We start from the raw sequence: 24,125 nt of genomic DNA, 5'->3' as shown, positions 1-24,125 counted from the left end.
GCAATGACGATGTTTGATCTGCCAACCCGCCGATCAGGAGAAATCACATGAATAACTGGATCAGCGCCCTCGCCGATTTGCAGCAGCAGGGCGAGGCCTGCGTGCTGGTGACCATCATCGAGGAGCGGGGCTCGACGCCGCGCAATGCCGGCTCGAAAATGGTCGTCAGCGCCGGGCGGATCTTCGACACCATCGGCGGCGGTCACCTGGAATACAAGGCCATGGAAATTGCCCGGGAGATGCTCGCCAGCGGCAGCCAGCACACCCGCCTGGAGCGCTTCAGCCTTGGCGCCAGCCTGGGTCAGTGCTGCGGCGGGGTTAACGTGTTGCTGTTCGAACCCATGGGCCAGCCCCAGGCGCACATTGCCGTTTTCGGCGCCGGCCACGTCGGTCGGGCGCTGGTGCCGCTGCTGGCCAGCCTGCCCTGCCGCGTGCGCTGGATCGATTCCCGCGAGGCCGAATTTCCCGCGCACCTGCCAGAAGGCGTGACGCAGATCCTCTGCGAGGACGTCACCGAAGAAGTGGATAACCTCCCCGCTGGCAGCTATTGCATCGTCATGACCCACAATCATCAGCTGGACCTGGAACTCGCCGCTGCGATTCTCAAGCGTGGCGACTTCAGCTATTTCGGCCTGATCGGCTCGAAAACCAAGCGCGTGAAGTTCGAGCATCGCCTGCGGGATCGTGGTTTTGAGCCCGCAGTGCTGCAGCGGATGCGGTGCCCGATGGGCCTGACCGAGGTCAAAGGCAAGCTGCCCATGGAAATCGCCGTGTCCATCGCCGGCGAAGTGATCGCCACCTACAACGCTCATTTCGGCGAGCAAAGCACCACCGCCGAACCTGTCGCCAAGCTGCTGCCGGTGTCCCGCCGCAGCCAGGCCTAATGAATCCCGGAAGAATGATCAACTGACATGACCCCTGACATCCGCACCGCCCAAAAAGCCTACCGCGCCGCCATCATTCACAGCATCGCCGACCCTGCCGACGTAGCGGTGGAAGCGTCGTACGAATATTTCGAAGACGGCCTGATGGTGGTCGACAACGGCAAGATCATCGCCCTCGGCAATGCCGAAGACCTGTTGAAGACCCTCGCCGGCGACGTCGAAATCGTCAGCTATCAGGACGAGCTGATCACCGCCGGTTTCATCGACACCCATATCCATTTGCCGCAGACCGGCATGGTCGGGTCCTACGGCGAGCAGTTACTCGACTGGCTGAACACCTACGTCTTTCCCTGCGAGAAGCAGTTCGAAGACCCCGAGCATTCGGCGCAGGTGGCTGACATCTTTCTCAAGGAACTGCTGCGCAACGGCACCACCACGGCTCTGGTGTTCGGCAGTCGTCACAAGGAGTCGGTGGAGGCGCTGTTCAGTGCCGCCGAGAAGCTCAATCTGCGCCTGATCGCCGGCAAGGTGATGATGGACCGCAACGCGCCGGATTATCTGGTGGACACCGCTGAATCCAGCTACGTCGACAGCAAGGCGCTGATCGAGCGCTGGCATGGCAAGGGCCGTCTGCATTACGCCGTCACCCCGCGCTTCGCCCCGACCAGCACGCCCGAGCAATTGACCCTGGCCGGCCAGTTGCTGACCGAATACCCCGACCTGTACATGCAGACCCACATCAGTGAAAACCTGAAGGAAGTCGAGTGGGTCAAGGCGCTGTTCCCGGAGCGCAAGAACTACCTGGACGTGTACGACCATTTCAACCTGCTCGGCGAGCGCTCGATGTTCGCCCATGGCGTGCACCTGTGCGACCAAGAGTGTGAACGCCTGGCAGAAACCGGGTCAGCCATTGCCTTCTGCCCGACCTCCAACCTGTTCCTCGGCAGTGGGCTGTTCAACTTGCCGATGGCGGAAAAGCACAAGGTCAATGTAGGACTCGGGACAGACGTCGGCGCCGGGACGAGCTTCTCGCTGCTGCACACGCTGAACGAGGCGTACAAAGTCATGCAGCTGCAAGGCGCCAAACTGAGCCCGTTCAAATCGCTGTACCTGGCGACACTGGGCGGCGCACGGGCGCTGCGGCTTGACGACAAGATCGGCAATCTGCAGCCGGGCAGTGAAGCGGACTTCGTGGTACTGGACTACAACGCCACGCCGCTGCTGGCCTACCGCATGAGTCAGGCGACCAGCATCGAAGAGCGGTTGTTTGTGCTGATGACCCTGGGGGATGACCGGACCGTGAGCGAAACGTATTCGGCGGGGGCGTTGGTGCATAGGCGTTGAGGCGATTCCGCAAACGGTAGGAGCGCTAGCCCGCGAATGCAGTGTGTCAGCCGACGTTGATTTCGCAGGCCCGACGCTTCGCGACCGTCGTAACCTCCGATTGCTCCTACAGGAGATCTGCGCTCGACGCGGATTTGGATGACAGCTGGAAACTGTAGGAGTGAGCTTGCTCGCGAAGGCGTTTTGTCAGTCAGCCTGGATGAGGCTGACCCACCGCATTCGTGAGCAAGGTGGAGCGCCACCCCGGTCACTGTCACATTCAGACTGCGGTGCTGCGCCCTGCTTTTTTCTTCGGCAGCATCAGGTGGGAGAACACGGCGTGGAGGTCGTCGGAGGCGCTGTCTTCGTCGAGGTTGAGCTTGCTGTCGATGTGATCCATGTGGTGCATCATCAGGTTCACCGCCAGGGTCGCGTCGCGGGCTTCGATGGCGTCGATCAGTTGGGTGTGTTCATCGTATGAGCAGTGCGAGCGGTTGCCGCTTTCGTACTGCGCGATGATCAGCGAGGTCTGCGAGACCAGACTTCGCTGGAAGCTGATGAGCGGAGCGTTTTTCGCCGCTTCCGCCAGCTTCAGATGGAATTCCCCCGACAGACGAATCCCCGCCCCGCGATCCCCTTTGGAAAAACTGTCGCGCTCGTCGCTGACCATCTGGCGCAGCTCGCTGAGCTGTTCCGCCGTGGCGTGCTCGACCGCCAGTTCCGTGATCGCCTTCTCCACCAGACGCCGGGCAAAGAACACCTGTCGTGCCTCATCGACGCTCGGGCTGGCCACCACCGCCCCACGGTTAGGGCGCAACAACACCACCCCCTCGTGGGCCAGTCGCGAGAGTGCGCGACGAATGATGGTGCGGCTGACGCCGAAGATTTCACCCAGGGCTTCTTCACTCAGTTTGGTGCCGGGCGCCAGGCGCTGTTCGAGAATCGCCTCGAAAATGTGCGCGTAGACGATGTCGTCCTGGGTGCCGGTACGGCCGGATTTGGCCGTGCGTGAGTGTTTCTTGAGGGGTTGCAGCTGATCGTTCATGGGCACTCGTGGTAACAGAATCCGGCGCGGGGCCTTGCCGTGATCAGGGCGGGTACGACCACTGTTGGAGCAACCAATAGCAGATATCCCGGCAAAGTCACAGTAAAAGTAATGGCGCATTGTACACAGCCGGCAACGTCTGCACAGGCCCCGAAACGACGGGGCGTTATGCACACAATCCGCCAAATATCCCGAACAATATCGAAAACATTATTTGCATTATTTGTATACAAAAGCATAATCCCTCGTGCTTGTTTCTGACCTTTCAGTCAACAAATCGGCCTGACAGGTCCACCGCCTCCCGGAGCCCGCAACCGGCTTTGTCATAACAACAAAAACGTCCCGAGGATTTCACTGTGGAAAGTCGCAAAACCGAAGCCACGCCGCTGGATCTCACGCTGCCGCGCAAAGGCCTGCTTGAACGCCTCTTCAAACTGAGCCTGCACGGCACGACCGTCCGGACCGAGCTGCTGGCGGGGCTCACGACCTTCATCACCATGGCCTACATCATCTTCGTCAACCCCAACATCATGGCCGACGCCGGCATCGATCATGGCGCGGCGTTCGTCGCGACCTGCATCGCCGCGGCGCTGGGCTGCCTGCTGATGGGGCTGTACGCCAACTGGCCGGTGGGCCTGGCGCCGGGGATGGGCCTGAACGCGTTCTTCACCTACACCGTGGTCGGCACCATGGGTTACAGCTGGGAAACGGCCTTGGGCGCGGTGTTCGTCTCGGGCGTGATCTTCATGTTCCTGACGCTGTCGCGGATCCGCGAATGGCTGCTCAACAGCATCCCGGTCAGCCTGCGCTACGCCATGGGCGCCGGGGTCGGCCTGTTTCTCGGGCTGATCGGCCTGAAGACCGCCGGCATCGTGGTCGACAGCCCGGCGACGCTGATCAGGCTCGGCTCGTTGCGCGAACCCGGTCCGCTGCTCGCCGCCATCTGCTTTCTGATGATTGCCGTGCTCAGTTACCACCGGGTCTTCGGCGCGATCCTCATCAGCATCATCGCGGTGACGCTGGCCGGCTGGGGCCTGGGGCTGGTGCATTACAACGGCATCTTCTCCACCCCGCCGAGCCTGGCGCCGACCTGGATGGCCATGGACCTGGCGGGCGTGTTCAACGTCAGCATGATCAGCGTAGTGCTGGCGTTTCTGTTCGTGCACATGTTCGACACGGCCGGCACGCTCATGGGTGTGGCACAGCGCGCCGGTCTGGTCCGCGAAGACGGTCGCATCGAGAACCTCTCACGGGCCTTGAAGGCAGACAGCGCCTCCAGCGTGTTCGGCGCAATGGTCGGTGTGCCGCCAGTGACCAGCTACGTGGAGAGCGCCTCGGGCGTGGCGGCCGGGGGGCGGACGGGGCTGACCGCCGTGACCGTGGGCGTGCTGTTCGTGGCGGCGATGTTCTTCGCCCCGCTGGCTGGCATGATTCCCGCCTACGCGACGGCAGGGGCATTGATTTACGTGGCGATGCTGATGATGGGCGGCATGGCGCACATCGACTGGGACGAAGCCACCGACAGCATCCCCGCGATCGTCACGGCGATCATGATGCCGCTGACGTTCTCAGTCGCCGACGGCATCGCGCTGGGCTTCATCACTTACGTAGTGCTCAAGGCCGGCACCGGCAAACACAGGGAGATTTCGGTCAGCCTGTGGGCGCTGTGCGCGATCTTCATCGCCAAGTTTGTGTTTCTGTAAATCAATAGCCGGCGGCGGCGCCATTGCCACGCGGGTCGAAAGCGCCTTCAAAACTGCCATTGACCTGCCGCACCGCAGCCCCGGCATGCCCCATGGTTTCAGTGAAGGCCGCAAGCAACTCGACCTCGTGGCCACGGCGCTTGAGTTCATCGACAACGGACGCCGGGAAACGCGACTCCAGTTTCAGGGTGTCCGACGTATCACCCCAGGTCCGCCCCAGTAACCAGCGCGGCGCCGTCACCGCCTGCTGCAATGGCTGACCAAACACCGCGTAGCGGCTGAACACCGCCGCCTGCGTCTGCGGCTGACCGTCTCCACCCATGGTGCCGTAGACCATGGCGCGGCCATCCTTCAAGCGGGCCGCCGCAGGGTTGAGCGTGTGGAACGGCTTCTTGCCCGGCTTCAAGACCAACAGGTGCTCAGGATCGAGACTGAACGAGGCGCCGCGGTTCTGCCAGTTCAGGCCTGAGCCCTGCAACACCACGCCGCTGCCGAATTCGTGGTAAATGCTCTGAATGAACGAAACCGCCAGCCCGTCGTTATCGATCACACCCATCCAGATCGTGTCACCCGGCCCCTTGCCTTCACCCCAGGGCGCGGCTTGCTGCGGATCAATGCGCGCGGCCAGCGCTTGCAGATTGTCCGGCGCCAGGCAGCTCTGTGGGTCGATAGTCATGTGCTCGGGGTCCGTTATGTGACCATCGCGCAGCGCGAATGCGAGCTTGGTCGCCTCCACCAGGGTATGAATATGGTCTGCCTCGTCCGCGGCATGTGAGGCTAGACCTGCGTGATCGGAAATCCCCAGGATCAGCTGCGAAACCAGCCCCTGACTAGGGGGCGTCAGGTTGTAAACCGTGCCTGCGCTGTGGGTCAGCTCAAGGGGGCGCACACGCCTGGCCCGGTAGCCGGCCAGATCGGCGCGGGTCACCGGCGCGCCCAGTGCCTCCAGATCATGGGCGATGGAATCAGCAAGCGCCCCGCGATAGAAACTGTCGAGACCGTCGTCGGCCAAGGCTTGCAGCGTGTCCGCCAGACGCGGTTGCCGGAACAGACTGCCAGCTTGCGGTGCTGCGCCGTTCGGCAAAAATGTCTCTGCAAAACCCGGCACATGCTGCAGCTCAGCCTGCTTGGCAGAAGTGGCGACGTGTTGCGAGACGGTGGTGGGGATTCCAGACCGTGCATAGTGGATCGCGTCTTCGAGCAGGCGCGGCAAAGGAGTATGGCCACCCCGTTGCGCCGAAACGGCCAAGGCCTCCTGCCAGCCGCCTACGGTTCCCGCCACGGTCAGCGCCGCATCGACGCCACGGGTCGGGATCTTGCTCATGCCTTCGTAGCGGCTCAGGGTGGCCAGACTGCCAGCCGGACCGCTGGCGTCAATCGCCACCGGCTCGCCCTGAGCAGGCATGATGAGCCAGAAACCGTCGCCGCCCAGGCTGTTCATGTGTGGGTACACAACGGCGATCGTGGCGGCTGCCGCGACCATGGCCTCGATCGCGTTACCGCCCTCGCGCAATACTGCCAGCGCCGATTGGGCAGCGAGGCTGTGAGGTGCAACGGCAATGCCCCGAGCGGCCAGTGTGGTGTTCAACATGCGCAGATTCCTTGTTGTAAAAATTACAGAGCGTGTGCGGCAAGCCAGTTCATACGCATGCGTTTGAGCACGAAGAAGGCCAGCAGAGCGGTGACGATGTCAAAGCTGATGGCCACTGCGAATACCGGGTACCAGCTACTTGTGTACTGGTGCAGCAGCGCTGCAACCGGACCGCCAAACACCGCACCAATCCCCTGCGCCATGTACAGAAAACCGTAGTTGGTGGTGGCGTGGCGGGTGCCGAAGGTGTCGGTCAGGGTCGAAGGAAACAGCGAGAAGATTTCGCCCCAGCCCAAGAACACGACACCCGACAACAGCACGAACAGGACCGGATTATCACTGGTCAGCAACCACAGCGTCATGGCTACACCTTCAAACAGGAACGCGAACGCCATGGTGTTTTCACGGCCGAAACGGTCGGAAATCCAGCCGAACAATGGCCGGGTCAGGCCATTGCAGACCCGGTCGATGGTCAGGGCCAGTGGCAAGGCCGCCATGCCCATCACCATGACGGTGGTCATGCCGAAATCCTTGGCGAAGCTGGCCATCTGCGAAGTCACCATCAGACCGGACGTGGACATCATGGTGAACATGGCAAACATCAGCCAGAAGACGGGAGTCTTGAGCATCTCGCGGGGCGCGACATCAGAAACGGTCTGGGGCGTTTGCGCCACCGCCGCATCACGCAACAGTGCCGGTGGTTGACGCAAAAACCGCGACGCGGCAAGCCCGACCACCCCCAGCACCAGGCCGAACGTCATCATGGTCTGTTCCATGCCAGCACTTTGCAGACTGTTGCTGATAGGAAACGTGGTGAGCATTGCGCCCATTCCATAGCCTGCCGCCACAGCGCCTGCCGCAAAACCGCGACGGTCCGGGAACCAGCGCACCATCAGACCGACAATTCCCACGTAGACAATCCCGGTACCCAGGCCACCCACCACGCCATAACTCAAGTACAGCATGCTCAGAGAAGAAGCCTGACTGGCCAGCACCCAACTAAGGCCGGACAACGTGCAACCCAGACCGACCAGCAGGCGAATGCCAAAACGATCGACCAGATAGCCCTGCACGGGGGAAAAGAATGTCTGCAAAATAATCAACAGGGAAAAGGTGATTTGCACTTGCGCCAGCGAAACACCAAGTTTATTGGTCAGCGGGCCGGTAAACAGCGTCCAGACATATTGCGGACTGGAAATCGCCATCATGCACACAACACCGATGAAAAGTTGATACCAACGGGCGGTCGCAACAGGCGTACGTGCGCCTTCAATAATGTATTGATCACTGCTCATGGCATTAGGCTCGAAGGTGGGTTTATCGAGTCAAAGCAAAGAGCAAACGGCATGCCAGCTAATTAAATCGTCTCAACTTATCCGCCTATTAAAAACCAAACTTACGCCGGTCAAAACCTTTCGTCCGCGCCTCCGCCTTCCGGCTATTTATCCGAAATTCAATGTATATATAAGTCCAACTAAGTAATGAATGGAAAAGAACGTACGCGCCATGCGCAGGCTTGTCTATCGCTAAAGGGACGGCGTATATCGCCTAACGGACACGCGCAAAATTCGAGGTCAGCTTATCGCCCGACGTCGGTGCAGCGACGCACGCCGCGCACCAGGCTGACCCGATTTACAACGGCGGCAACGGTATTGCCGGGCATGAGAAGAGCGGTCCGAACCCGGCCGCCCTCTTCATTCATAGCGCGCCGGGAATAGATCCAGCCGCCTTTGCGAGCGCGAACTTCACGCCCGCTCGAATACGATCTCTTGAGCCCCTTCCCATAACGTCTTAACGCCCAGGGCGCGCAAGTTTTCCTTGCCTTGCACGATGGTCAGAAAGTGATTGCCCGCCAGTTGCCCCATTTTGCTGGCAAAGCAGCAAGAGCCGTAGGCCACGAGAATCTCGGTTTCGCTGTAGGGGCCGGGGTAGAAAAGAATGTCACCCACGGAAGGATGACTGGTGTGATTCTCGAAGCCGATGGGCTCCTCGCCCTTCAGAAGTTGATACTCACCCAATGGCACCCAGCATCCCTCGCCACTCCAACGCACGTGAATCAGCTTCTGACGATACGGCAGCAATGCGAGAAACGCCGAGACAGTTTCCGGGGCATCGGGGTGAGTTTCGGCGAGAAACTGATACCCGCCTGCGGTGATTTTAAGAGTGGTCATGCAGCATTGTCTCCTCAATAGGCATGGCGATGATCCGAGGCGCGGCGGCCCTAGCTCCCGCGATAGGTCGAATAACTATAAGGCGAGATCAGCAGTGGCACGTGATAGTGGTCCTGCGCCGCATCAATGCCGAAGCGCAGCACGACCACATCAAGAAACGCGGGGTCGGGCAGTTGAACGCCTTTGGCGCGGTAGTAATCACCTGCGTGGAATTGCAACTGGTAGACGCCTGAACGGTAATCATCGCCCTGCAACAATGGCGCGTCGCATCGACCGTCGGCGTTAGTGACGGCGTCGGCGACTTTCTCCAGCCGTTCGCCTTCAACCCGGTAAAGCACGATGTGAATGGAGCTGCCGGGGCAGCCGTGAGCGGCGTCCAATACGTGTGTGGTCAGTCGTCCCATGCTTGTCGGGGCCTCGCTTGAGAAGTGGAAAATCAGGCACGCGCACCAATTGAGGGCTCAGCGGGTGCGGGTGATGAACAATTAAGACACTTTGAGCTTAAATTGTACACAATAGATATCGTTCCATAGCCCGTTTTGCTTGTCGCGTCTGGATAACCCGTATTTCAGAGCCGAGTCAGGAAATTATTAGAGTTTTTGTAAAGATCCTGACCAATAAGGCAGGTTTCTTGCAGCACCAGCCTTCGTAAGAAAAGAAAAAACAGGCTTACAAAATGCGGACAAGGTTGTATACAATCTTTTCACCGCAACGGCAGTCCACTGCATCGTTCTTGCAATGTCAGACAGCCACAGCAACAGACAACACGCACAGAAGGAATCTCGCAGTGAGCGCCGACTACCCACGCGACCTGATCGGTTACGGCAGTAACCCGCCCCATCCCCACTGGCCAGGCAACGCCCGTATCGCGCTGTCGTTCGTGCTCAATTACGAGGAAGGCGGCGAGCGCAACATTCTGCATGGCGACAAGGAATCCGAGGCGTTCCTCTCTGAGATGGTCGCCGCGCAACCGCTGCAGGGCCAGCGCAACATGAGCATGGAATCGCTTTACGAATACGGCAGCCGCGCCGGCGTGTGGCGCGTGCTCAAGCTGTTCAGGCAATTCGACATCCCGCTGACCATTTTCGCGGTGGCCATGGCCGCCCAGCGTCACCCGGACGTGATCCGCGCCATGGTCGACGCCGGCCATGAGATCTGCAGCCACGGCTATCGCTGGATCGACTATCAGAACATGGACGAGGCCCAGGAACGCGAGCACATGCTCGAAGCCATCCGCATCCTCACCGAACTCACCGGCGAGCGTCCGCTGGGGTGGTACACCGGGCGCACCGGCCCGAACACCCGGCGGCTGGTGATGGAAGAAGGCGGCTTTCTCTACGACTGCGACACCTACGACGACGACCTGCCCTACTGGGAGCCGAATAACTCCACCGGCAAGCCGCATCTGGTGATCCCCTACACCCTGGACACCAACGACATGCGCTTCACCCAGGTGCAGGGTTTCAACAAGGGCGATGACTTCTTCGATTATCTGAAAGACGCTTTCGACGTGCTCTACGCCGAAGGGGTCGAAGCGCCGAAAATGCTTTCGATCGGCTTGCACTGCCGCTTGATTGGCCGCCCGGCCCGGCTGGCCGCGCTGCAGCGTTTTCTTAAGTACGTCAAAGGCCACGAGCAGGTCTGGTTCGCCCGTCGCGTGGAGATCGCGCGGCACTGGCACCAGGTTCACCCCTTCAACGGAGCTGCCGAATGAGCCGTTTTCAGACCCTGACGCCCTCTTCCTTCAGCCGCGAAGCCTTCGTCCAGACCTTCGCCGACATCTACGAACACTCGCCCTGGGTCGCCGAACAGGCCTATGACCGGGGCCATCTGCACGAACTCGATGATATCGAGACGCTGCATGCACGCATGAGCGACATCCTGTTGAGTGCTGATCATGCGGCGCAACTGGCGCTGATCAACGCTCACCCGGACCTTGCCGGCAAAGCCGCCGTGCAAGGCCAACTGACCGAAGCCAGTACCTCTGAACAGGCTGGCGCCGGTATCCACCAATGCACGGCCGAAGAGTTTCAGCGCTTCACCGAGCTGAACGACGCCTACAAAGCGACGTTTGCGTTCCCCTTCATCATGGCGGTGAAAGGCAGCAACCGGCATCAGATCCTCGCGGCCTTCGAGACGCGCATTCACAACACGGCAGACGCCGAGTTTGCCTGCGCCCTCGCCGAGATCAACAAGATCGCGATGTTCCGCCTGCAAGCCCTCTGACCGACCGTTCCCACGCCCCTTATCAAAGGCAGACAAAAAGAATGAAAGCTTACGCCGCACCCTTCGAGAAGTTCGTCAACCTGGCCGATGCGCGCCTGGGGACGAAGATCCTGTCCGTCACCGATGACTGGTTCGCCGACGCCAACCGCCTGTTCCAGCCGACCCCTGCGGTCTGGAAAGAAGGCGTGTTCGACGACAACGGCAAGTGGATGGACGGCTGGGAGTCGCGCCGCAAGCGCTTCGAAGGTTACGACAGTGCGGTGATCCGCCTGGGCGTCGCCGGTTCGATCAAAGGCGTGGACATCGACACGTCGTTCTTCACCGGTAACTACCCGCCATCGGCCTCCCTGGAAGCGTGCTTCCTGGCGTCGGGCGAGCCGGACGAGCACACCGTGTGGACCGAAGTGCTGCCGGCCGTGGAGCTCAAGGGCGACAGCCACCACTACCACGATATCGCGGACGCCAAGGCCTACAGCCACTTGCGTTTCAATATCTACCCGGACGGCGGCGTGGCGCGTCTGCGGGTGTACGGCGTGCCCCATCGGGACTGGTCGGCAGTGGGCGACAACGAGCAGATCGACCTGGTCGCGGCGCTGAATGGCGGCCGTGCCCTGGCCTGTTCCGACGAGCATTTCGGGCGCATGAGCAACATCCTCAACCCGGGCCGTGGCGTGAACATGGGCGACGGTTGGGAAACCGCACGGCGCCGCACCCCGGGCAATGACTGGGTGATCGTGGCGCTGGGGCATGCCGGTGAGGTCGAGCAGATCGTCGTCGACACCCTGCACTTCAAAGGCAACTACCCGGACAGCTGCTCGATTCAGGCGGCGTTCGTCAAAGGCGGCACCGACAGCCAGATCGAAACCCAGAGCCTGTTCTGGCGCGAACTGCTGCCGAGCCAGAAGCTGGAAATGCACGCCGAACACACGTTCGTCGAGCAGATCAGGGCGCTGGGACCGATTACCCATATCCGCCTGAACGTGTTCCCGGATGGCGGTGTGAGCCGGTTGCGGGTGCTGGGCAAGGTGGCGAGATAACACCTGACCCTGTGGGAGCGTGGCTTGTCCCGCGATCGGCGACGAAGTCGTCGCAATAGCGGCAACTGCGCTCTGTCTGATACACCGCGTGCGCCGGTCTTGCTGACGCTTCGCGCCAGATCGCGGGACAAGCCACGCTCCTACAAAAGATTGCGTAGACCAAAGACCACAGTGTTTTCATTTACGAATAACGAGAAAGAAGACCCCGCATGCGCACACTGATCATCGAGCCGTTGACCAAGGCAGCCTTCGCCCCGTTTGGCGATGTCATCGAAACCGACGGCAGCGATCATTTCATGATCAATAACGGCTCGACCATGCGCTTTCACCGTCTGGCCGAGGTTGAAACGGCCACGCCGGACGACAAGGCGATCATCAGCATCTTCCGCGCCGAGGCGCTGGACATGCCGTTGACCATCAGCATGCTGGAGCGCCATCCGCTGGGCAGCCAGGCCTTTATTCCGCTGCTCGGCCATCCTTTTCTGGTCGTGGTCGCGCCACTTGGCGATGCACCCGAACCCGAGTTGACCCGCGCCTTCATCACCAATGGCAGGCAGGGTGTTAATTACCATCGCGGCGTCTGGCACCACCCGGTGCTGACGATCGAAAAGCGGGATGACTTCCTGGTGGTTGATCGCAGTGGCAACGGCAATAACTGCGATGAGCATTTCTTCGAAGAGAGTCAGAAGATGGTTCTCGATCCCCAACTATAAGAAGGGTCTGACCACCCGCCAAGGGGTGGCAGGCAAAGGGTAAGACTGTGGCTGCACATCTGATGGAATGGCTGAATCTGGGCGTGCGCTGGATTCACATGATCGTCGGGATCGCCTGGATCGGCGCGTCCTTTTATTTCGTCTGGCTGGAGAACAACCTCAACCGTGCCAACCCCCGTGACGGTCTGTCGGGCGACCTCTGGGCGATTCACGGCGGCGGTATCTATCACCTGGAAAAGTACAAACTGGCCCCGCCGACCATGCCGGACGACCTGCACTGGTTCAAATGGGAAGCCTACTGGACCTGGATGTCGGGCGTTGCGCTGCTGTGCATCATGTTCTATGCCAACCCCACCCTTTACCTGCTGGCACCCGGCAGCACGCTGAGCGGCGGCGCAGGCATCGCCATCGGCGTCGGCTCATTGATCGCCAGCTGGACGATCTACGACATCCTCTGCGATTCGCCGCTGGGCAAGCGCCCTGTCCTGCTGGGCCTGGTGCTGTTCGTGCTGGTCATCGCGGCCTGCTTCGGCTTCAGCCAGGTGTTCAGCGGGCGAGCAGCTTACCTGCACACGGGTGCGATCATCGGCACGATCATGGTCGGCAACGTGCTGCGCATTATCATGCCGGCCCAGCGCGCGCTGGTCGCCGCCATCGCCGAGAACCGCACGCCGGATCCGTCGCTGCCCGCCAAAGGCCTGCTGCGTTCACGGCACAACAACTACTTCACCCTGCCGGTGCTGTTCATCATGATCAGCAACCACTTCCCGAGCACCTACGGCAGTCAGTACAACTGGCTGATCCTGGCCGGGATCGCGGTGTGTGCGGTGCTGGTCCGTCACTTTTTCAACACCCGCCACAACAGCCACAAATATGCCTGGGCCCTCCCGGTCGGCGCGTTGGGGATGATGTGTCTGGCGTACGTCACCGGCCCGGCGCAAACATTTCGCAGCCCGGACGTGGCGGCGAACATCCAGTACCAGCCGCTGCCGGGCACGGCCATCGGCGGTCATCGCGCCGACGAGCCGAAGCCCGAGGTCGCGCCAGCGCCTGTCGCCGCTGCGCCTGAAACTGCAACTGCGCCTGCGCCCGCTGCCACTGCCCCCGCTGCCGCGAAACCCGCGCAGGCCAGCAGCGGCGGTGTGGATTTCGAGAAAGTCCACAGCGTGATTCAGGAACGCTGCACCGTCTGCCACTCCGCCAAACCCACCAGCCCGCTGTTCAGCAGCGCGCCGGCCGGAATCATGTTCGACACGCCGCAACAGATCCAGCAACTCGCCCCGCGCATCCAGGCCCAGGCCGTGACCGCGCAGATCATGCCGCTGGGCAACATCACCCAGATGACCCAACAGGAACGTGACCTGCTGGGTCAATGGATTGATAAGGGGGCGCAGACGAACTAAGCAGCTGCAAGCTTCAAGCGGCAAGCCACAAGTCAGAAGCAGTACGCGATCGGCTTTAGCTTGAGGCTTGCCGCTTGAAGCTTGTCGCCTTCACCGATTCAAAGCTTCAACCCCAAAATAAGAACAAATGAGGTGTTGCATGTCCGAGTCAACTCACGCGCGCATCCCTGCCGCGCCGCCACGACAGCCCCTGCCCTTGCTGCAACTGATTCTGGTGGGCCTGCAACACGTCCTGTTGATGTACGGCGGTGCCGTTGCAGTGCCGCTGATCATCGGCCAGGCCGCCGGGCTTTCCCGGGAAGACATCGCCTTTCTGATCAACGCTGACCTGCTGGTCGCCGGCATTGCCACGTTGGTGCAATCGCTCGGCATCGGTCCGCTCGGCATCCGCATGCCGATCATGATGGGCGCCAGTTTCGCCGCTGTCGGCAGCATGGTGGCGATGGCCGGGATGAGCGGCGTCGGCCTGCCGGGGATCTTCGGCGCGACCATCGCGGCGGGCTTCTTCGGCATGCTGATCGCACCGTTCATGTCGAAAATCGTGCGCTTCTTCCCGCCGCTGGTGACCGGCACGGTGATCACCTCCATCGGCCTGTCGTTGTTCCCGGTGGCGGTCAACTGGGCCGGCGGCGGCAGCAAGGCGGTGAGCTTCGGCGCCCCGGTGTACCTCGGCGTCGCTGCGCTGGTGTTGTTGACCATCCTGCTGATCAACCGATTCATGCGCGGGTTCTGGGTGAACATCTCGGTGCTGATCGGCATGGGCCTGGGCTACATCCTCTCCGGCTTCATCGGCATGGTCGACCTCAGTGGACTGGGTCAGGCCGAATGGCTGAAAGTGGTCACGCCCCTGCACTTCGGCATGCCGCAATTCAGCCTCGCGCCGATCCTGTCGATGTGCCTGGTGGTGGTGATCATCTTTGTCGAATCCACGGGGATGTTCCTCGCCCTGGGCAAGATCACCGACCGCGACGTCACGCCCGGCATGCTGCGCCGGGGCCTGCTGTGCGATGCGGCCGCCTCTTTTCTTGCGGGCTTTCTCAACACCTTCACCCACTCCTCGTTTGCGCAGAACATCGGCCTGGTGCAGATGACCGGCGTACGCTGCCGCTCGGTGACCATTGTCGCGGGCGGGTTTCTCATCGTGCTCAGCCTGCTGCCGAAAGCGGCCTATCTGGTCGCCTCGATTCCGCCTGCCGTACTGGGCGGCGCGGCCATCGCGATGTTCGGCATGGTCGCCGCCACCGGGATCAAGATCCTCCAGGAAGCGGACATCTCCGATCGGCGCAACCAACTGCTGGTCGCGGTGAGCATCGGCATGGGCCTGATCCCGGTGGTGCGGCCGGAGTTCTTCAGCCAGCTGCCGCAGTGGATGGGCCCGATTACCCACAGCGGCATCGCCATGGCGACGCTGAGTGCCGTGCTATTGAACCTGCTGTTTAACGTGCTCGGCGGTGCCGATCGTGCGGTGATGGCCGGGCCGCTGCATCCACACTGAGGGGTTGCCCTGTTTTCGACGAGAGTGCGCTGTGACAGAGCACTTGAGCACCGCTGCGCGAGTCAGTATCCTCCGCCGCCGCTCGAATTCACTCCAATAACAACACCGCAACTGACCTGACTGGCCGGACAACTCTCCGATCAGCCCGTGCCTCTTCCAAACGGCATCGATAAAACGACCCATCGACTGTTCTTTAAACAGCCGGCGGGGCTTTTTCGTCTTTTTTCAAGGTGTTGGCTCAGCTCTTGCTATCAACTCGAAGCTGACCAAACAGACAACTTAGTAGATTAAAACCAAGGCGCCATAACAGAGCGTCAGTTCGCAAAAAACCACGACGTCAATCCAAGGGAGTATTTACATGAACCGCACGCTTTCCAGCCTGATGGCCGCCAGCAGCCTGCTTGCCGCGGCGCCGGCCATGTCGGGTGATCTGCTGCAGTGGCAGAGCAACAGCCTGACTTATCTCTACGGCAAGAACTTCGCCGTGAACCCTGAGAACCAGCAGACGTTCACCTACGAACATGCCGATGGCTGGAAATACGGCGATAACTTCGTCTTCCTCGATTACATCAACTACAACGGCAAAAAAGACGGCAGCCTGGGCAACGCCTCGACGTACGGGGAGATCTCCCCTCGCCTGTCCATGGGCAAGATCTTCGATCAGAAGTTTCAGCTGGGGCCGATCACTGACGTGTTGTTGGCGACGACGTACGAGTTTGGCGAAGGGGATGTCGAGTCGTACCTGATCGGCCCGGGTTTTGACTTGAAAGTGCCTGGCTTTGATTACTTCCAGCTGAACTTCTACAAGCGTTACACCGACGGCCACCGCGCCGGTTACGGTGCCTGGCAGATTACCCCGGTCTGGTCCTACACGATCCCGGTGGGCAAGTCCGACATTCTCATCGACGGTTTCATGGACTGGGTCGTGGACAACAAACAGTCCAACAGCAAAGGCGATTACCACTCCAACCTGCACTTCAACCCGCAGATCAAATACGACCTGGGCAAGGCGCTCAATCTTCCGGACCGGCAGTTGTATGTGGGCGTCGAGTACGACTACTGGAGCAACAAGTACGGCATCAACGACACGCGCTCTTTCGACACCGATCAGAACACCGCCAGTTTGCTGGTAAAAGTATTCTTCTAACGAAGCGTTGATCTGCTGCCGATCGATGGTCGACCGGCAAGATCCTTGTCGACCTGAGGCGCAGCGGATCAGACACCAAAGGTCTCTGATCCGCCACTTTCGGCCGCTCGAGCCCTGCTGACAGCACCCCCTCAGGAGTGCCCTTCCCACGGCAGCGGCTTGCCCGCTCGCACCCTCGCGTTGAGTGAGCGCAACAGGTCGAGGGGATCACGGTCCTTCATCGCATGACTCTGCTCGTCGACCCAGGTCATGACCTGCTGCCGGTCGAGCGTTGGCCGGCGGTGCAGGATTTCCACCAGCTGTCGCTCGCAATGCTGGGCATACGCAACGACGCTGGAAAACAATGGGCTGTTCATGCTGCCGACACCTCGCCACCGAATACGCGTTCAGCCTTGATAAGGCGCCCGTTCTGTTACTGCCCTTCTGCTACTGCTCCCGATGCAACCCGCCACACAATACCACCGGCACGCCGTCGCGCCAGTGACAAAGCCGGTGGACAAAGGGGTTGTAGTTGCACAGCAGTGGCAATGTTGAGCCTGCTGCGAGGCCGGTGCTAACATTCGCCACCGCCGAGCAGGCAAGGACATACCGGTTTATGAGCAGCATCCGCGAGCGCAACAAAGAACTGATCCTGCGCGCAGCCAGTGAAGAATTTGCCGATAAAGGATTCGCTGCCAGCAAGACCAGCGACATCGCCGCCAAGGCGGGTGTGCCCAAGCCCAACGTCTATTACTACTTCAAATCGAAGGACAACCTGTACCGAGAGGTGCTCGAAAGCATCATCGAGCCGATCATGCAGGCGTCGACGCCATTCAATCGTGAGGGGGTGCCGGCTGAAGTGCTGACAAGCTACATCCGCTCGAAGATCCGCATCTCCCGCGACCTGCCTTTCGCTTCCAAAGTGTTCGCCAGCGAGATCATGCACGGCGCGCCACATCTGACGCCCGAGCAGGTTGACCAGTTGAATGGTCAGGCCAGGCATAATATCGAGTGCATCCAGGGCTGGATCGATGACGGCCTGATCGCACCTGTCGACCCCCATCATCTGATGTTCAGCATCTGGGCGGCGACCCAGACCTACGCCGATTTCGACTGGCAGATCTCAACAGTGACGGGCAAAGCGACCCTGGACGACGCTGATTACGAAGCGGCCGCCCAGACCATCATCCGGCTGGTGCTCAAAGGGTGTGAGCCGGACCGCTGAGGGTCACAGGCTTTCGTGCTTGTCGTAGCCCAAGGCCTTGTTAACGCCTTGTAAAAGCTGGCCGAAACTCCATGGCTTGCGAATGAACACGACCGGGTGCACGACGCCAGAACTCTCGGGGGTCTCGTGACCTGACATGATCAGGATCGGGATGTGCGGATACTTGTTGCCCGACAGGTTCGCCAGATCGGCACCGTTCAACTGACCCGGCATGAGGATATCGGTGAGAAGGAGCGCCACGTCGTCGGAGTTGCTCTCGAGGTACGTCGCAGCCTCGTCGGCAGTCTCCAGCGCATAGGTCATAAAATCTTCGTCCTCGAGGATTTCGCAAACAAACTCGCGAATGATTTGCTCGTCCTCAACCACCAGAATGAGTCTCTTGTTCGGTACGTCTGCTGCCATTTGCGCCACATCCACAATAATTATTTCCCATGCCTGCCCGGCCGGCCCTGTCCTGGACTCGGGTGTAGTCCGTACTGTGAGCGGCGCGAGCGCAGGAAATTCCATCGGGAAGCAACATTTGGTCGAAACGCTGTACAGATTCGGTAAATGAATGGGTACAAAAGGGCGTTCGCCAAATCGCGGGCAATAAAAAACCCGCCGAAGCGGGTTTGTGCAACACCGTCCAACTTCCTGTTGGCCGCCAATGCCTGGCAACGGTCGATCATCCTTGATCCTGCAGCGGTCCGTTGCTGCAGTTGATGGATCCAATGTACCGCGCCGAAGTGTTTCAACCTAGAGCCAAGTTCCTCAGCTCGTGTAAGCCTTTCGCTATACCTGTATCGGATCTGACGCCAGGCGAAGGCATTTCTTACAGCTTATTTGGCTTTGATAACTACCATTGCAGATATATCCCTGCACCGCTCTCACGTTTGTCACAAACAAGCCGAGACGCTTAATGACACCGCGTCCTCTGTCTGTCGTTTGACGGTCATCGATCCGGTGTGCCGCAACCGGTTTGACTGGCGCGCTGCCCAGGACGCCAGCCCCATAAAAAGAACAAAGAAACGGAGTGACGATCATGAACATGCGCAATCTTTCCATCAGCCGGCGCCTGTGGTTGATTCTCATCGTCGCGGTGGTGATGTTGTTTACGCTGGCAGCGGCGATGCTCAAGCAGATCCATGACGATCTGTACGAAGCCAAAACCGTCAAGACCATGCACGTGGTGCAGACCGCCAGTGGCCTGCTTGATTACTACCATGGCCTGGAAACCGCCGGCACCCTGACCCGCGAGCAGGCGCAGCAGCAGGCCATGGATGCCGTTCGCGGGCTGCGCTATAACCAGACCGACTACTTCTGGATCAATGACCTGCGCCCGGTGATGATCATGCACCCGGCCAATCCCAAGCTGGTGGGCCAGGACCTGTCCGGCATCAAAGACCCGGACGGTTTCCAGGTCTTCAACGAGATGGTCACCCTGGCCAAGGCCAAAGGCGCGGGCATGGTCAACTATCGCTGGCCCAAGCCCGGCGCCACTGACGCAGTCGGCAAGACCTCCTACATCTCGCTGTTCGCGCCGTGGGGCTGGATCATCGGCTCAGGCGTTTACATCGATGACGTGCAGGGCGAGTTCTACAAGCAGGTGGTCAAGGCACTGTCGATCAGTGCCGGCATTTTTCTGGTCATGGCGCTGCTGTTGATTCTGATCGCACGCAGCATCGCCGGCCCGCTCAAGGCCACGGTCGAAGCGATGGCCAATATCGCCAGCGGCGAAAGCGACCTGACCCGCACCCTGGAAACCCAGGGCAACGACGAAGTCACGCAACTGGCCCGGCACTTCAATGCGTTCACCGCCAAACTGCGGCGGGTGGTCAGCGAGCTGCAGTCGTCTGCGGTCGGTCTCGGCCAGGCATCCAGTGAGCTGGGCAGCAATGCCATCCAGGCCCAGGAGCGCAGCCAGCAGCAGTCGTTGCAGATGGAGCAGGTGGCGACGGCGGTCAATGAGGTCACGTACGGCGTACAGGACGTGGCGAAGAATGCCGAGCACGCCGCCAGCGAGATGCGCAACGCCGAGTCCCAGGCGCAGCAGGGTCAGGCCAACATCGACAGCAGCCTGAAGCAGATCGGGCACCTGTCCGGCACCATCGATCAGGCTGTGGAAGTGATTCGCACGCTGGCCAGCGAAAGCACGCAGATCGGCGGGGTGCTGGAGGTGATCAGTTCGATCGCCGAGCAGACCAACCTGCTGGCGCTGAACGCCGCCATCGAAGCCGCACGCGCCGGTGATCAGGGCCGAGGCTTCGCCGTGGTCGCAGACGAAGTCCGCCTGCTGGCCCAGCGCACGCAGAAATCAACGGCGGAAATCCAGGCGATGATCGAGCGCCTGCAAGCCCATTCGGACGCTGCAGTGAAAGTGATCGCTGACAGCAGTCGTTCGTCGCAGCTGACCATCGAACAGGCCAACCTGGCCGGCCAGAGCCTGACGTCGATCAGCCAGGCACTGCGCAACCTCAACGGCCTCAACGCCTCGATCGCCAGCGCCACCCTTGAGCAATCCCACGTGGTGGAAGACATCAACCAGAACGTCACCCAGGCCGCACAACTCTCCCAGAGCACGGCGGTGGCGGCGGAACAGTCCAGCGCGGCGAGCAACCAGCTCAAGGGGTTGAGTGAGCAGTTGAATGGGTTGTTGAAGCAGTTTCGGGTTTAAGCGACTGACGCCTTCCCGGCTAAAGCCGGTCCTACAGGGGTCGTACTAGCCAGTGCCATCGGATGTACGCAATGCTCTGCGTAGGACTGGCTTTAGCCGGGAAGAGGCCCGTTTTGACGCCATCAGATGTGCGGTGCGGCGCCTCACAGGTTGCGCTCCTGAGCGCTTTGTCCCACGCTCTGCCGACCTTGCACGCGGAACGACCCCATGGACAGCAACATCAGCTGGCGCGAACAGCTACGCATCATCGTTTTTCAAAGTGACACCAAACCCGGCCGACGCTTCGACAAGATTCTGCTGGTGCTCATCCTCTGCAGCTTGCTCGTGGCGATCATCGACAGCATCGAGGCCGTGCACCGCAATTACGCCGCGCCATTGGCCTGGGTCGAGTGGACCTTCACCTTCATCTTCGCGGTCGAGTACCTGGTGCGCCTGTACTGCTCGCCCAAACCCCTCAAATACGCGTTCAGCTTCTACGGCCTGATCGACCTGCTGGCGATCGTGCCGGGCATTCTGGCGATCTATTACAGCGACGCGCAGTACCTGCTGATCGTGCGCGTGGTGCGCATGCTGCGGATCTTCCGGGTGCTCAAGCTCAGCCCGTATCTGAAACAAGCCAACTACCTGCTCGCCGCCCTGCGTGGCAGCAAACAGAAGATCATCGTGTTTCTCGCCACCGTGTCGACGCTGGTGACGGTGTTCGGCACCTTGATGTACGTCGTCGAAGGCCCGGAGCACGGCTTTACCAGCATTCCCAAGGGCATCTACTGGGCGATCGTCACCCTGACCACGGTGGGCTTTGGCGACATCGTGCCGAGAACACCGATCGGGCAGATCCTCTCGTCGCTGGTGATGATCACCGGTTACTCGATCATCGCCGTGCCGACCGGGATTTTCACCGCCGAACTGGCCAATGCCATGCGCGGCGATCAGCTGCAGCACGACTGCCCGGTCTGCGCCAAGAACGCCCATGAGCCTAACGCGGCGTTCTGTTCGCGCTGCGGCAATGCGCTGTTCCCCAAGCTCGGCGCGATCGCTGGACCGGCCAATGCAGAACCCGACATAAGCACATGAGTTTTTGATCTATTGGGGGGCTGGCGACTTTGGTTATAGTCGCCAGCCATTGGCCCTCTCGTCTGGTTCTAACAACGGCTCTTTCAAGAGCGAATCGATAAACGCCTCATGCTCAACGCCACAAGGAATCCACAGTGAAAAAGATCTTCGCCGCTTCCCTGCTCGCCGCAGGACTGGCGCTGGGCAGCGCTGCACAGGCCGCCGCGCCATCGCTGCTCAACGTGTCGTATGACGTGATGCGCGATTTCTACAAGGACTACAACGCCGCGTTCCAGAAGCACTGGAATGCAGAGCACCAAGAGACCCCGACGATTCAGATGTCCTTTGGCGGGTCGAGCAAACAGGCGCGTTCGGTGATCGACGGCCTGCCGGCCGATGTCATCACCATGAACATGGCCACTGACATCAACGCGCTGGCCGATAACGGCGAGCTCGTGCCCAAGGACTGGGTCACTCGCCTCCCGAACAACAGCGCGCCGTTTACCTCGGCCACGGTGTTCATCGTGCGCAAGGGCAACCCGAAGGCGTTGAAGGACTGGCCGGACCTGGTCAAGGAGGGCGTTGAAGTCGTGGTGCCCAACCCGAAAACCTCCGGCAACGGCCGCTACACCTACCTGTCGGCGTGGGGCTATACGCTGAAGAAGGGTGGCGATGAAACGGCGGCCAAGAAGTTCGTCGGCGAGTTGTTCAGCCATGTGCCCGTCCTCGACACCGGTGGCCGTGGCGCGACCACCACGTTCATGACCAACCACATCGGCGACGTGCTGGTGACCTTCGAAAACGAAGCGGAGATGATCGCCCGCGAATTTGGTCGCGATCAGTTCGAAGTGGTCTACCCGAGCGTCTCCGCTGAAGCTGAGCCGCCTGTGAGCGTGGTGGACAAGGTGGTCGACAAGAAAGGCACCCGCGCGGTGGCCGAGGAATACCTGAAGTACCTGTGGTCGCCAGAAGGCCAGGAAATCGCGGCCAACAATTACCTGCGCCCACGGGACCCGGCAGTGCTGGCCAAATACACCGACCGCTTCCCGAAAGTGGATTTCCTGTCAGTGGAAAAAACCTTCGGCGACTGGCGCACCGTGCAGAAGACCCACTTCAATGACGGTGGGGTGTTTGATCAGATCTACCCGGCCAAGTAAGGCCCCCGGCTTAGTACGCCAAGATCAAGAGCGTCTGCCTAGGGGCAGACCGTTTCGCCTTCGGCGAGTTACTTGATAAAGCCCCAAGTAACCAAGGGCTTTTGCTCCTGGTTGGGCCCCTCGTTCCTCGGGGTTCCTTCACTCCGGTCTTGCTCCGTGGGCCCGCGCCGAACGGACATCCATGTCCTGACGGCGCTCTCGCCGCATCCATGCGGCTCGGCCCACTGCGCAAAACCTGCGTTCAGCCTGCACCCAAGTCGCGATGGGTGTCGTCTGGGCGTTAGGTGTTTGAAGATCAAGATCAAAAACAGATCAAGGGCTTCCCGGCTGAAGCCGGTCCTACGAGTGCGCGGTGTTCCGGTGATCTTTGATCGTTCCCCCGCTCCGCGTGGGAATGCATCCCGTGACGCTCCGCGTCACCTCTCCAGGCCTAAATGCGGGTCGTCTGAGGGACGCGGAGCGTCCGGGGCGGCGTTACCACGCAGAGCGTGGGAACAATCAGAATTGATGGTGAGCAACCCGGCCTCTTCCCGGCTGAAGCCGGTCCCACTAACAGACCTCGCACGTCCGTAGGAGCGGCTTCAGCCAGGAAGCTTTTGATCTGCTTTTGATCTTCATACGCAAAAGGCTCAAACACCGCCAAACGCGACTTTGGTGCAGGCCGAGCGCAGACGACGCGCAGTGGGCCGAGCCGCATGGATGCGGCGAGAGCGCCGTCAGGACATGGATGTCCGTTCGGCGCGGGCCCACGGAGCGTCGTCGGAGTGAGGGTACTCCGACGAAGGAGGAGCCCAACCAGGAGCAAGCACCCTTGGTTACTTGGGGTGCTTTTCCAAGTAACTCGCCGAAGGCGAAACAGTCTGCCCCCAGGCAGACGCTCTTAATCTTGTCGCAGCAAGACTCAATTCCCGAACTGCTTACTCAACCCAGGCGGCACACCGCTGGCATCGGTCTCTTGCCACGGGCCACTTGGCGAAGTCGACCAGGTCCAGCCATCATTCCAGCGGTAGTACGTGCGCTGGCGATAGAACGTGTTCGGCACGTTATCCAGCACATGCACACCCAGACGCGCATCCCAGTGGCTGTTACCACCCGGCGGCGGCGCGAAGTGCGAAGACGTTTTCGGGCCGGGCGCAGGGATCGGCGTCGACGGCGGTGTCTGCGGCGCAGTGCGCGGGGTGCCGGGCTGCGGCGTTGGCGACGGACCAGGAACGGTCGGGATCGGTTCGGAACTCTGCGGCCCTGGATGCTGCACCGAACAGGCTGCGGTCAATCCCACCACCAGACTCAACAAGGCAAAACGGGCGACGCGATACATAA

The 24,125-nt window shown here is 60.7% G+C and carries 22 protein-coding genes; 14 read left to right on the top strand and 8 right to left on the bottom strand.

What is annotated here, in order from left to right:
* Positions 1-47 precede the first annotated feature (47 nt).
* Together xdhC and guaD are read left to right on the top strand one after the other, a co-directional pair.
* Entirely contained in the window at positions 48-884 is an 837-nt protein-coding gene (gene xdhC, locus M1E04_RS08785; protein WP_456292771.1) for a xanthine dehydrogenase accessory protein XdhC, read from the top strand.
* Between the two features lie 27 nt (positions 885-911).
* Positions 912-2,228: a guanine deaminase gene (guaD, locus tag M1E04_RS08780; protein WP_456292770.1), complete on the top strand. Its 1,317-nt coding sequence runs from the start codon at positions 912-914 to the stop codon at positions 2,226-2,228.
* A 259-nt stretch (positions 2,229-2,487) separates the two neighbouring features.
* Here guaD and M1E04_RS08775 read toward each other — a convergent pair whose 3' ends face one another.
* Positions 2,488-3,252 (bottom strand): GntR family transcriptional regulator, encoded by a 765-nt coding sequence (locus M1E04_RS08775; protein ID WP_065988718.1) that lies wholly within the window; start codon positions 3,250-3,252, stop codon positions 2,488-2,490.
* Between the two features lie 356 nt (positions 3,253-3,608).
* On the opposite strand from M1E04_RS08775, the gene M1E04_RS08770 reads away from it, so the two are divergent.
* On the top strand, positions 3,609-4,955 hold the full coding sequence (locus M1E04_RS08770) for an NCS2 family permease (RefSeq protein ID WP_456292769.1): 1,347 nt from the start codon (positions 3,609-3,611) through the stop codon (positions 4,953-4,955).
* Between the two features lies 1 nt (position 4,956).
* On the opposite strand, the gene M1E04_RS08765 is transcribed toward M1E04_RS08770, so the two are convergent.
* The 4 genes from M1E04_RS08765 to uraH form a co-directional block, all read right to left on the bottom strand.
* On the bottom strand, positions 4,957-6,546 hold the full coding sequence (locus M1E04_RS08765; RefSeq protein ID WP_456292768.1) for a gamma-glutamyltransferase family protein: 1,590 nt from the start codon (positions 6,544-6,546) through the stop codon (positions 4,957-4,959).
* 23 nt (positions 6,547-6,569) lie between these two features.
* Positions 6,570-7,841 (bottom strand): oxalate/formate MFS antiporter, encoded by a 1,272-nt coding sequence (gene oxlT / locus M1E04_RS08760; RefSeq protein WP_369319304.1) that lies wholly within the window; start codon positions 7,839-7,841, stop codon positions 6,570-6,572.
* A 450-nt stretch (positions 7,842-8,291) separates the two neighbouring features.
* Positions 8,292-8,717: a DUF3830 family protein gene (locus tag M1E04_RS08755; RefSeq protein ID WP_065988722.1), complete on the bottom strand. Its 426-nt coding sequence runs from the start codon at positions 8,715-8,717 to the stop codon at positions 8,292-8,294.
* Between the two features lie 50 nt (positions 8,718-8,767).
* Positions 8,768-9,121, bottom strand: coding sequence for a hydroxyisourate hydrolase (gene uraH / locus M1E04_RS08750; RefSeq protein WP_065988723.1), 354 nt, complete (start codon positions 9,119-9,121; stop codon positions 8,768-8,770).
* Between the two features lie 383 nt (positions 9,122-9,504).
* Between uraH and puuE the strand changes: the two genes are divergently transcribed.
* The 7 genes from puuE (at position 9,505) to M1E04_RS08715 (ending at position 16,738) form a co-directional block, all read left to right on the top strand.
* Positions 9,505-10,431 (top strand): allantoinase PuuE, encoded by a 927-nt coding sequence (gene puuE, locus M1E04_RS08745; RefSeq protein WP_410928799.1) that lies wholly within the window; start codon positions 9,505-9,507, stop codon positions 10,429-10,431.
* Complete coding sequence (uraD, locus tag M1E04_RS08740; RefSeq protein WP_192130058.1) at positions 10,428-10,943, top strand: 2-oxo-4-hydroxy-4-carboxy-5-ureidoimidazoline decarboxylase; 516 nt, start codon at positions 10,428-10,430, stop codon at positions 10,941-10,943. The genes puuE and uraD overlap by 4 nt, the downstream gene beginning before the upstream one ends.
* 41 nt (positions 10,944-10,984) lie before the next feature.
* The gene (alc, locus tag M1E04_RS08735) at positions 10,985-11,980 is read left to right on the top strand and encodes an allantoicase (protein WP_456292767.1); all 996 of its coding nucleotides are present in this window, start codon (positions 10,985-10,987) and stop codon (positions 11,978-11,980) included.
* A gap of 209 nt (positions 11,981-12,189) precedes the next feature.
* Complete coding sequence (locus M1E04_RS08730; RefSeq protein ID WP_122622636.1) at positions 12,190-12,693, top strand: ureidoglycolate lyase; 504 nt, start codon at positions 12,190-12,192, stop codon at positions 12,691-12,693.
* Positions 12,694-12,740: 47 nt separating this feature from the next.
* The gene (locus tag M1E04_RS08725) at positions 12,741-14,096 is read left to right on the top strand and encodes a urate hydroxylase PuuD (RefSeq protein ID WP_456292766.1); all 1,356 of its coding nucleotides are present in this window, start codon (positions 12,741-12,743) and stop codon (positions 14,094-14,096) included.
* Between the two features lie 139 nt (positions 14,097-14,235).
* Entirely contained in the window at positions 14,236-15,591 is a 1,356-nt protein-coding gene (locus tag M1E04_RS08720; RefSeq protein WP_456292765.1) for a nucleobase:cation symporter-2 family protein, read from the top strand.
* A 358-nt stretch (positions 15,592-15,949) separates the two neighbouring features.
* Positions 15,950-16,738 (top strand): hypothetical protein, encoded by a 789-nt coding sequence (locus tag M1E04_RS08715; protein WP_296309577.1) that lies wholly within the window; start codon positions 15,950-15,952, stop codon positions 16,736-16,738.
* Between the two features lie 131 nt (positions 16,739-16,869).
* Here the strand turns inward: M1E04_RS08715 and M1E04_RS08710 are convergent, their stop codons facing one another.
* On the bottom strand, positions 16,870-17,094 hold the full coding sequence (locus M1E04_RS08710; RefSeq protein WP_065988731.1) for a hypothetical protein: 225 nt from the start codon (positions 17,092-17,094) through the stop codon (positions 16,870-16,872).
* Positions 17,095-17,333: 239 nt separating this feature from the next.
* Between M1E04_RS08710 and M1E04_RS08705 the strand changes: the two genes are divergently transcribed.
* Positions 17,334-17,942 (top strand): TetR/AcrR family transcriptional regulator, encoded by a 609-nt coding sequence (locus M1E04_RS08705; protein ID WP_065988732.1) that lies wholly within the window; start codon positions 17,334-17,336, stop codon positions 17,940-17,942.
* A gap of 3 nt (positions 17,943-17,945) precedes the next feature.
* On the opposite strand, the gene M1E04_RS08700 is transcribed toward M1E04_RS08705, so the two are convergent.
* Positions 17,946-18,344, bottom strand: coding sequence for a response regulator (locus tag M1E04_RS08700; protein ID WP_065988733.1), 399 nt, complete (start codon positions 18,342-18,344; stop codon positions 17,946-17,948).
* A gap of 619 nt (positions 18,345-18,963) precedes the next feature.
* Between M1E04_RS08700 and M1E04_RS08695 the strand changes: the two genes are divergently transcribed.
* The 3 genes from M1E04_RS08695 to M1E04_RS08685 all read left to right on the top strand — a co-directional run bounded on the left by M1E04_RS08695 (position 18,964) and on the right by M1E04_RS08685 (position 22,805).
* The gene (locus tag M1E04_RS08695; RefSeq protein WP_456292764.1) at positions 18,964-20,595 is read left to right on the top strand and encodes a methyl-accepting chemotaxis protein; all 1,632 of its coding nucleotides are present in this window, start codon (positions 18,964-18,966) and stop codon (positions 20,593-20,595) included.
* A gap of 207 nt (positions 20,596-20,802) precedes the next feature.
* On the top strand, positions 20,803-21,669 hold the full coding sequence (locus M1E04_RS08690) for an ion transporter (protein ID WP_065988735.1): 867 nt from the start codon (positions 20,803-20,805) through the stop codon (positions 21,667-21,669).
* Between the two features lie 134 nt (positions 21,670-21,803).
* Entirely contained in the window at positions 21,804-22,805 is a 1,002-nt protein-coding gene (locus M1E04_RS08685) for a sulfate ABC transporter substrate-binding protein (RefSeq protein WP_456292763.1), read from the top strand.
* A gap of 901 nt (positions 22,806-23,706) precedes the next feature.
* Here the strand turns inward: M1E04_RS08685 and M1E04_RS08680 are convergent.
* On the bottom strand, positions 23,707-24,123 hold the full coding sequence (locus tag M1E04_RS08680; protein ID WP_456292762.1) for a hypothetical protein: 417 nt from the start codon (positions 24,121-24,123) through the stop codon (positions 23,707-23,709).
* Positions 24,124-24,125 lie beyond the last annotated feature (2 nt).

This window comes from Pseudomonas sp. AK106 (assembly GCF_053903055.1).
This window is presented reverse-complemented; position numbering and strand designations above follow the sequence as displayed.